9 protein-coding genes and 1 pseudogene are annotated in these 9,090 nt (G+C 72.8%); 2 read left to right on the forward strand and 8 right to left on the reverse strand.

The genetic code is table 11. The annotated features are described in order from the left end of the window. Positions 1-160, forward strand: a pseudogene (locus VKZ81_RS00455) (S-(hydroxymethyl)mycothiol dehydrogenase); the annotation flags it as partial. Positions 161-299: 139 nt separating this feature from the next. Here the strand turns inward: VKZ81_RS00455 and VKZ81_RS00460 are convergent. The 6 genes from VKZ81_RS00460 to VKZ81_RS00485 all read right to left on the reverse strand — a co-directional run bounded on the left by VKZ81_RS00460 (position 300) and on the right by VKZ81_RS00485 (position 6,068). Continuing rightward, positions 300-1,181, reverse strand: a complete 882-nt coding sequence (locus VKZ81_RS00460; RefSeq protein WP_324239332.1) for a phosphoribulokinase — start codon at positions 1,179-1,181, stop codon at positions 300-302. A gap of 14 nt (positions 1,182-1,195) precedes the next feature. Continuing rightward, positions 1,196-2,248: a class 1 fructose-bisphosphatase gene (locus VKZ81_RS00465; RefSeq protein ID WP_324239333.1), complete on the reverse strand. Its 1,053-nt coding sequence runs from the start codon at positions 2,246-2,248 to the stop codon at positions 1,196-1,198. A gap of 85 nt (positions 2,249-2,333) precedes the next feature. Further along, positions 2,334-3,212: a LysR substrate-binding domain-containing protein gene (locus VKZ81_RS00470; RefSeq protein ID WP_324239334.1), complete on the reverse strand. Its 879-nt coding sequence runs from the start codon at positions 3,210-3,212 to the stop codon at positions 2,334-2,336. 17 nt (positions 3,213-3,229) lie between these two features. Beyond that, entirely contained in the window at positions 3,230-4,204 is a 975-nt protein-coding gene (gene cbbX / locus VKZ81_RS00475) for a CbbX protein (protein WP_324239335.1), read from the reverse strand. Continuing rightward, positions 4,201-4,626 (reverse strand): ribulose bisphosphate carboxylase small subunit, encoded by a 426-nt coding sequence (locus tag VKZ81_RS00480; RefSeq protein WP_324239336.1) that lies wholly within the window; start codon positions 4,624-4,626, stop codon positions 4,201-4,203. Before VKZ81_RS00480 ends, cbbX begins: the two co-directional genes overlap by 4 nt. 11 nt (positions 4,627-4,637) lie before the next feature. Next, on the reverse strand, positions 4,638-6,068 hold the full coding sequence (locus tag VKZ81_RS00485) for a form I ribulose bisphosphate carboxylase large subunit (RefSeq protein ID WP_324239337.1): 1,431 nt from the start codon (positions 6,066-6,068) through the stop codon (positions 4,638-4,640). Positions 6,069-6,245: 177 nt separating this feature from the next. On the opposite strand from VKZ81_RS00485, the gene VKZ81_RS00490 reads away from it, so the two are divergent. Continuing rightward, positions 6,246-7,244, forward strand: a complete 999-nt coding sequence (locus VKZ81_RS00490) for a class I fructose-bisphosphate aldolase (RefSeq protein WP_324239338.1) — start codon at positions 6,246-6,248, stop codon at positions 7,242-7,244. Positions 7,245-7,251: 7 nt separating this feature from the next. On the opposite strand, the gene VKZ81_RS00495 is transcribed toward VKZ81_RS00490, so the two are convergent. Together VKZ81_RS00495 and VKZ81_RS00500 are read right to left on the reverse strand one after the other, a co-directional pair. After that, positions 7,252-8,484: a GAF domain-containing sensor histidine kinase gene (locus VKZ81_RS00495; RefSeq protein WP_324239339.1), complete on the reverse strand. Its 1,233-nt coding sequence runs from the start codon at positions 8,482-8,484 to the stop codon at positions 7,252-7,254. Next, positions 8,481-9,089: a response regulator transcription factor gene (locus VKZ81_RS00500; RefSeq protein ID WP_324239340.1), complete on the reverse strand. Its 609-nt coding sequence runs from the start codon at positions 9,087-9,089 to the stop codon at positions 8,481-8,483. Before VKZ81_RS00500 ends, VKZ81_RS00495 begins: the two co-directional genes overlap by 4 nt. Position 9,090: the final 1 nt, after the last annotated feature.

Consider the following 9,090-nt stretch of genomic DNA (forward strand, 5'->3'; position numbering starts at 1 on the left):
CCTGCCCAGCCGCGACTTCCCCATGCTCGTGGACCTGCACCTGCAGGGCAGGCTGCCGCTGGAGAAGTTCGTCACCGAGACCATCGGCCTCGACCAGGTCGAGGAGGCCTTCCACCGGATGGAGCGCGGCGAGGTGCTGCGCTCGGTCGTGGTGCTGTAGACCCCGCTCGGCCGCTGATCCGCACCGTTCGTGCTGCTGGTGGTGGGGGGCCGGCAGCGCCCGGGGCGAGCCGGCAACGGCCGTTCCGCGCGTTCGCCCCGAATGCGCAGAACGACCGTTGCCGGTGTTTTTTTGCCGGTCAGACCGCCAGCTCCGCGCGGCGGCGTTCCATGAGTCGCAGGATCATCGGGGTGAAGATCAGCTGCATGGCGAGGTCCATCTTGCCGCCGGGGCAGACGATCGTGTTCGGACGCGACATGAACGAGTCGTGCAGCATCGCCAGCAGGTACGGGAAGTCGATTCCGTGCGGATCGCGGAACCGGATGATCAGCATCGACTCGTCGGCCGTCGGGATGGTGCGGGCGATGAACGGATTCGAGGTGTCGACCACCGGCACGCGCTGGAAGTTGACGTCGGTGCGGGAGAACTGCGGGCAGATGTAGTTCACGTAGTCCGGCATGCGGCGCAGGATCGTCTCGGTGACCGCCTCGGCGCTGTAGCCGCGGGCCTCCCGGTCGCGGTGCAGCTTCTGGATCCACTCGAGATTGATCACCGGGACCACGCCGATCCGCAGGTCGGCGTGCTGGGCGACGTCCACCGTGTCGGTCACGACGGCGCCGTGGAGGCCCTCGTAGAACAGCAGGTCGGTGTCGTCGGGCAGGCTCTCCCACGGGGTGAAGGTGCCGGGCTCCTGGCCGTAGGGGGCCGCCTCCGCCTCGTCGTGCAGGTAGCGGCGCACCTTGCCGGTGCCGGTCTCGCCGTAGGTGCGGAAGAGGTCCTCGAGCTCCTCGAACAGGTTGGCCTCGGGGCCGAAGTGGCTGAACGAGTAGTCGCCGCGGGCGTGCGCGTCGGCCATCGCGGCCTTCATCGCGGTGCGGTCGTAGCGGTGGAAGCTGTCGCCCTCCACGAACGCGGCGCGCACGCCCTCGCGGCGGAAGATCTGCTGGAAGGTGCGCATCACCGAGGTCGTGCCGGCGCCGGACGACCCGGTGACCGAGATGATCGGATGCTTGCGTGACACCGTCGTGCCTCCTCTCAGCCGACCGCGACGCGGAACAGGCCGCGGGTGCCGTACAGGGGTGAGTCGTACGAGCCGTCGTTGAACTCGAGGTGGTACCGGTCGATCAGCGCGACCTCCTCCGCCGCGCCGAAGATCAACGGGATGCGCTGGTGCAGGTCGGTGGGCACGACGTCGAGCAGGCGGTCGCGGCCGGTGCTCGCCGCGCCCCCGGCCTGCTCGACGAGGAACGCGACGGGCGCGGCCTCGTACAGCAGCCGCAGCCGACCCGGCCGCGCCGGTTCCTTCGAGTCGCGGGGGTAGAGGAACACGCCGCCGCGGGTGAGGATCCGGTGCGCCTCGGCCACCAGCGAGGCCACCCAGCGCATGTTGAAGTCCTTGTGCCGCGGCCCGGCCCGGCCGGCCACGCACTCGTCGACGTAGCGGCGCACGGCGGGCTCCCAGAACCTCCGGTTGGAGGCGTTGACGGCGAACTCGCGCGCGTGCCGCGGGATGCGGATCGACGCGCGGGTGAGGACGAACTCGCCGCTCGCGGGGTCGAGGGTGAACTCGTGCACGCCGCGGCCGAGGGTCAGCACGAGCACCGTCGCCGGCCCGTACAGCGCGTAGCCCGCGCAGACCTGGGCCGTGCCCGGCTGCAGGAAGTCCCGGGCCGTGGCGGGCGCGTCGGGCGCGCGCAGGATCGAGAAGATGCTGCCGACGGCCACGTTGACGTCGATGTTGGACGACCCGTCGAGCGGGTCGAAGACCAGCAGGAACTCGCCGCGGGTGAGACCGACGGGCCCGCTGAGCTCCTCCGAGGCCATCCCGGCGACGCCGCCGCGCTCGCCCGCGGACAGGAAGCGGTCGCCCGCGACGACGTCGAGGTCGTGCTGCACCTCGCCCTGGACGTTGACCTCGCCCGCCCCGGCCTGCGGCTCCCGCAGCGCCCCGAGCGCGACGCGGCCCGCGACGTCCGCGCACGCCCGCGCCACCTCGAGGATCACCGGGCCGGGGTCCCCGCCGGGTTCCGGGTGGCGGCGCCGGTCCTCGGCGAGGAAGCGGGCGAGCGTCGTGCGTTCGGCGAGCATGGCGTCCTCCCAGGGTCCGTGGCGTCCTCACTCTGCTCGCCGGAGGAGCCGCGGCCATCCCCCTCGTCGGGGGCCCGGTGGGGGATCAGGGTTCGCGCCAGCCCAGTTCCGGCGCGGCGAGCACGTGCTCGACCAGCAGCCGGGTGGACGGGGTCGGCTCCGGCTGGGTGACGAGGTGCCAGGGCCGGTCGAGCGGCAGGCCGGGCACGGGCAGCTCGACGAGCGCCCCGGAGTCGAGGGGGTGGCGCACGGCGACGCGCGAGACGAGGGTGACCCCGAGCCCGGCCACGGCGGCGGCGATGACCGCGCCGTTCGAGCCGAGCGTCATGCGCGGCGGGGCGATGCCCAGGCGCTCGAACAGCGCCTCGCAGGTGGCGCGCATCCCCGAGTCGGGCTCGCGCATCAGCCAGGTGACCTGCGCGGGGTCGAAGCGGGGGGACAGGTCCGGGGGCCCGACGACGACCAGCTCGTTCGGACTGAGCGCGCGCACCCGGGCGGCGGCCAGGTCGTCCGGGGGCCTTCCGGCCACCACGAGGTCGGCCTCGTGGCGCGCGAGCATCGGCCAGACCCGGCCGCGCGGTGCGACCTCGAGCCGGATCATGACGCCGGGGTGCTTCGCGCGGAACGACGCGAGCAGCTCCGGGATGAGGAACTCGCCCGCGGTGGTGACGGCGGCGAGCCGCACCTCGCCGCGCTCGGCGTCGGCCTCCGCGCGGGCGGCGAGCACGGCCTCGGCGTGCAGGCCGAGGATCCGGCGGGCGTACTCGGCGTAGCGCTCCCCGGCCGGGGTGAGGCGCACGCCGCGCCCGTGCCGGGTGACCAGCGGGGTGCCCACCTCCGCGCTGAGCGCGCTCACGGCCGAGGACACCGACGACTCGGTGACCACCAGGCGTTCCGCGGCGCCCCGCACCGAACCGGTGTCGGCGAGCTCCACGAGCGCGCGCAGCCGGGAGTTGGTGGTCACCCCGTCCCGTCCTCCCGTCAGGCCGAGCGCACCGTGGCCCCCGGCTCGGCGTCGTCGCGGAAGACGCGGCTCGCGAGCAGGTCCGGGGCCTCGATCGTGGTCAGGGCCCCGAGGTCCACCCGCGGGTCGTCCCGCTCGACGAGCCTACGTGCCTGCCGCAACCGGGCCCGCTCCACCGCGTTGCGGACGCTGCGCGCGTTGGCGAACCACGGCTGCCCGACACGCCGGTCGAGGTAACGGCGCAGCGCCTCGCGCGCGTCGGCCGACAGGCGGTAGTGCAGCTGGTCGGCCATGAGGACCGCGATCCGCTCCAGCTCGTCGACGGTGTAGTCCGGGAACGTGATGTGGTGGGCGATCCGGCTCTGCATGCCCGGGTTCGCGGCGAAGAACGTGTCCATCTTGTCGGCGTAGCCGGCGAGGATCACCACGAGGTCGTCGCGGTGGGCCTCCATCACCTGCAGCAGGATCTCGATCGACTCGGAACCGTAGTCCCGGTCGTTCTCGGCCTTGTAGAGGTAGTACGCCTCGTCGATGAACAGCACGCCGCCCATCGCCCGCTTGATCACCTCCTTGGTCTTCGGGGCGGTGTGCCCGACGTACTCGCCGACCAGGTCGTCGCGGGTGACGCTCACCAGGTGCCCGCGGCGCAGGTAGCCGAGCCGGTGCAGCAGGTCCGCCATCCGCAGCGCCACGGTGGTCTTGCCGGTGCCGGGGTTGCCGGTGAAGCACATGTGCAGCGTCGGCCGGGCCGCGGCGATGCCGTAGCGCTCCCGCATCCGGTCGACGAGCAGCAGCGCCGCGATCTCGGCGATCCGGGTCTTCACCGGGGCGAGGCCCACCAGCTCGCTGTCCAGCCGCTCCAGCACCTCGTCGATGCCGGCCTCCCGCCGCGCCGCGGCCAGGTCGACCACGGCGTCGGCGGGGAGCCGCTCGGGTGCCGGCTCCCCGGGATCGGGCTGGTCGGGCCGGAACCCGAACGGTGCGCCGCTCACGGCGCCGGGTACCGGTCCCCGGCGGGGCGCTCGGTCGCGTAGGAGTGCGTGGTGTAGCGGATCCGCCGGTCCGACAGCTCCTGGCGGTCGAGCCGGAAGCCCGGCTCCTCGGCGGGCCGCTGCACGATGAACGACAGCGCGGTGGTCTGCCGGCCGAGGCTCGCGTCGTAGGCGGTCAGCCGGATGTAGGTGTTCGGCTTGGCGGCGCGGCAGGCGTTGACCTCCATCAGCACGCCGGCCGGGTCGCGCAGGTCGAACATCGGCAGCCCCCACATCTCCCAGTAGGTGTTGCGGGGGTGCGGGTCGTCGGTGAACTCCACCGCCAGCGGCCAGCCGTTGGCGAGGCAGTACTCGACCTGCTTGGTGATCTCGTCGTCGGTGAGGTCGGGCAGGTAGGAGAAGGTCCCCTGGGTGATGCGCACGGCTTCCTCCCTCACACGCGAGTCGGCGTCGCGACGACGTCCGGCGTGTCGGTGGACTCGTAGTCGAAGGTGATGTCGCCCCACGTGGACAGCGCCATGTCGAGCGGTCGGTTGCGGGAGGCGGCCCGCTTGAGGATCTCCGGACCCTCGGCGTAGTAGTCGCGGCCCTCGTTGCGGGCCTTGATCATCGCCTCGAGGGCCACCCGGTTGGCCTCGGCGCCCGCCGCGATGCCCATCGGGTGCCCGATCGTGCCGCCGCCGAACTGCAGGATCACGTCCTCGCCGAGGTGGTGCAGCAGCTGGTGCATCTGCCCGGCGTGGATGCCGCCGGACGCCACCGGCATCACCCCGGGCATCGACGCCCAGTGCTGGTCGAAGTACAGGCCCTTGACCGGGTCGGCCGGCACGTGGTTGAGCCGCAGCGTGTCGTAGAAACCCGCGGTGGTGTTCGGGTCGCCCTCGAGCTTTCCGACCACCGTGCCGGCGTGGATGTGGTCGACGCCGGCCAGCCGCATCCACTTGGCGATCACCCGGAAGCTCACGCCGTGGGTCTTCTGCCGCGTGTAGGTGCTGTGGCCCGCGCGGTGCAGGTGCAGCAGCACGCCGTTCGCGCGCGCCCAGTTCGCCATCGACTGGATCGCGGTGTAGCCGATCGTGAGGTCGATCATCACGATCACCGAGCCGAGCTCCTTGGCGAAGTCGGCCCGCTCGTACATCTGCTCCATCGTCCCGGCGGTGACGTTGAGGTAGTGCCCCTTGATCTCGCCGGTGGCCGCCTGGGCGCGGTTGACCGCCTCCATGCAGAACAGGAACCGATCGCGCCAGCGCATGAACGGCTGCGAGTTGATGTTCTCGTCGTCCTTGGTGAAGTCCAGGCCGCCGCGCAGCGCCTCGTAGACGACGCGGCCGTAGTTGCGCGCCGAGAGCCCCAGCTTCGGCTTGGTGGTGGCGCCGAGCAGCGGGCGGCCGTACTTGTTGAGGTGCTCGCGCTCCATGACGATCCCGTGCGCCGGGCCCTGGAACGTCTTCACGTACTGGGTGGGGATCCGCATGTCCTCCAGCCGCAGCGCCTTGAGCGGCTTGAACCCGAAGACGTTGCCGATGATCGAGCTCGTCAGGTTCGCGATCGAGCCCTCCTCGAACAGGTCGAGGTCGTAGGCGATCCAGGCGATGTACTGGCCCGGCGTGCCCGGCACGGCCTCGACCTTGTAACACTTGGCCTGGTAGTGCTCGTAGGTGGTGAGGCGGTCGGTCCACACCACCGTCCACGTGGCGGTGCTCGACTCGCCCGCCACCGCGGCGCCCGCCTCCTCCGGCGGCACGCCCTCCTGCGGCGTGATCCGGAAGGCACACAGCACGTCGGAGTCCTTCGGCACGTAGTCGGGCTGCCAGTACCCCATCTCGGCGTAGGGGATGACGCCCGCGTTCCATCGCTCTGCCATGCCTCGAGGCTGGGATCCGGACCCCTCGATGTCCATCGAGACTTCCCCGCGAACACTTGACCGATCACCGAAGAGTCGCGCGGATCCCCCGGGCGGCTCCCCAGGCTGGGTGAGGCCCGGAGTCGGCCTGCGTTCCTACGTTCGGCGCGACGTTCGCCGACGGGAGGGAACTCCGCCATGGGTACGTGCAGGCAGGTCGCGGCGCAGCTGGTGGCGCCCGGGAAGGGCGTGCTCGCCGCGGACGAGAGCATCGGCACGATGTCCGGCCGGCTGGAGAAGGCCGGGGTCGCGCCCACCGCCGAGAACCGGCGCCGGTACCGGGAGCTGCTCGCCTCGACGCCCGGCCTCGCCGACGGCGTCTCCGGGATCATCTTCTGCGACGAGACCCTCGGGCAGGACTTCAGCGACGGCACCCCGTTCGCCCAGGCCGTGCGCGCGATGGGCGTGCTGCCCGGGATCAAGGTCGACACCGGGGCGAAGCCGTGCCCGGGGCTGCCCGGCGAGACGGTCACCGAGGGCCTCGACGGCCTCACCGCACGCCTGGAGCACTACGCCGCGATCGGGGCGGCGTTCGCCAAGTGGCGCGCCGTGTACGTCATCGGCGACACGCGGCCCAGCGCCGGCGCGATCCGCTGCAACGCGAACGCGCTCGCCCGCTACGCGGCGGCCTGCCAGGAGGCGGGGCTCGTGCCGATCGTCGAGCCCGAGGTGCTGATGGACGGCGCCCACCCGATCGAGCGCTGCGCCGAGGCCACCGCCGCCGTGCAGGCGGCGGTCCGCGAGGAGCTCGCGCTGCTCGGCGTCGACCTCGCCGGGATCGTGCTCAAGCCCAACATGGTGGTCGAGGGCGAGGACCACCCCGAGCCCTCCTCGCCGGAGCGGGTCGCCGAGGCCACCGTCGAGGTGCTGCGCGCCTGGCCCGACGAGCTCGCCGGCGTCGCGTTCCTCTCCGGCGGGCAGCCGCCCGAGCGCGCCACCGCCAACCTCGAGGCGATGCAGCACCACCGCACGCCCTGGCCGCTCACGTTCTCGTTCGGCCGCGCTCTGGTGGACCCGGCGCTCGCGGCGTGGCACGGCGACCCCGCGCTCGTCGAGGCCGGGCAGGCCGCGCTCGCCGAGCGCGTCGCCGCCAACGCGGCCGCGGTGCGCAGGCGGGCGCAGCTGCAGCCGGCGTGAGCGCTGGTCAGCGGCAGGGCACGGTGACCGTCACGGTCGTGCCCGCCCCCGGCCGCGACCGGACGTCCAGGCGCCCGCCGACCAGCTCGGCGCGCTCCACCATGGACTGCAGCCCGTAGCCGCGGACGTCGTCGCGGCCGGACCCGCCGGCGGCCGCCGTGTCGAACCCGACTCCGTCGTCGGCCACCTCCAGCCGCGCGTTGCCGTCCACCACGTCGAAGCGCAGCGTGGCCGACGACGCGCGGGCGTGCTTGACGACGTTCTGCAGGCACTCCTGCGCGATCCGGTAGAGCGCGATCTCGACGTGCTCGGGCAGCCGGTGGTCGGCGAGCTCGACCTCCGTCTCGATCTGGGGCGTCGAACGGGCGAGGCTCGCGAGGCCGCCCGCGAGCCCCAGGTCGTCCAGGACCGGCGGACGCAGCCCGCCGATGGCCGAGCGGGCCTCGTCGAGGGCGAGCCCGAGCAGCGTGCGGGCCTGGGCGAGCTGCGCGGTCACCTCCGCGGTGTCGCCGCCGCCGGCGGCGTGCGAGGCGGCGTCGAGGTGGTAGGAGAGGCTGATCAGGCGCTGCGAGATGCCGTCGTGGATGTCGCCCGCCATGCGCCGGTGCTCGGCCTCCTGGGTGGCGATCACCCGCTCGACGAACCGCTCGTGCATCCGCTCGCGGGCGGCGAGCCGCCGGTGCAGGCGGGCCTGGTTGAGCGCGCCCGCGACCAGCCGCCCGATGACGCGCAGCAGCTCGACGTCGCGGGGGAGGAACTCGCGCCGCTCGACCGTGTGCACGTTGAGCACACCGACCAGGCCGCCGGGGTCGATCTCCATCGGGATCGAGGCCATCGAGACGAAGTCGGTGCCGCGCAGCTCCGGGATCGGCAGGTAGCGCGGGTCCGACTCCTTCCCCTCCGGGAGCACCACCGGCGTGCGGTGCTTGGCCACCCACCCGGAGATCCCCACCCCGAGCGGGAGGCGCACCCGGCCCACCTGCCGGTCGAACGGCGGCGTGGCTCCGGCGAGGGTCAGCGACCCCTCCGTGTCGTCCAGGACGTGCACGAAGCAGACGTCGGTGGCGGTCGCGTCGGTGATCAGCCGCGCCACCTCGGCGGCGAGCGGCTCCACCTCCGGCCCGCTCGCCGTGAGCTGGATGACGTCGAGCAGCAGCGCGACCTCGCCGTCGCGGTCGACCAGCCCGCGCATGAGGCCCGGCCCGGGCCGGTGCTGCGACATGGGCAGGCGCGGGGTCACTGGAAGATCCCTTCGCGCAGCGCGGTGGCGACCGCGGCCGTCCGGTCGGCGACGTCGAGCTTGCGGTAGATGGAGCGCACGTGGCTCTTCACGGTCTCGTCGCCGATCACCAGCTTGGCGGCGATCGCCCGGTTCGACAGGCCCGCCACCATGAACGACAGGATCTCGCTCTCCCGCTGCGTGAGGCCGTGGCGGGCGCCGGGCCAGTACTCGTCGCGCTGCAGCCGCGCCGCGGTGTCGACCGCGCGCGCCGCCATCTGCGGGTCGATCACCGTCTCCCCGGCGTGGGCGCGCTCGAGCTGGGCCACGAGCTCCTCCCCGCCGATCCGCTTGAGCAGGTAGCCGGACGCGCCCGCCCGCATCGCCTGGAACAGGTACTGCTCGTCCTCGTAGACCGACAGCAGCACGACCTTGCACTCCGGCTTGCGCTCGCGCACCGCGCGGCACAGGTCCAGCCCGCTGGAACCCTGCATCCGCACGTCGCACAGCACGATGTCGGGGGCGAGGCCGTCGATGACCGACATCGCGGTCTCCGCGCCGACCGCCTCGCCCACCACGCGCACCCGGCTGCGGAAGGCCGAGAGCATCGCCTTCAGCCCCTCGATC

Origin of the sequence: Pseudonocardia sp. (genome assembly GCF_035305885.1) — a bacterium.
In the GTDB taxonomy this organism is placed as follows: domain Bacteria; phylum Actinomycetota; class Actinomycetes; order Mycobacteriales; family Pseudonocardiaceae; genus Pseudonocardia.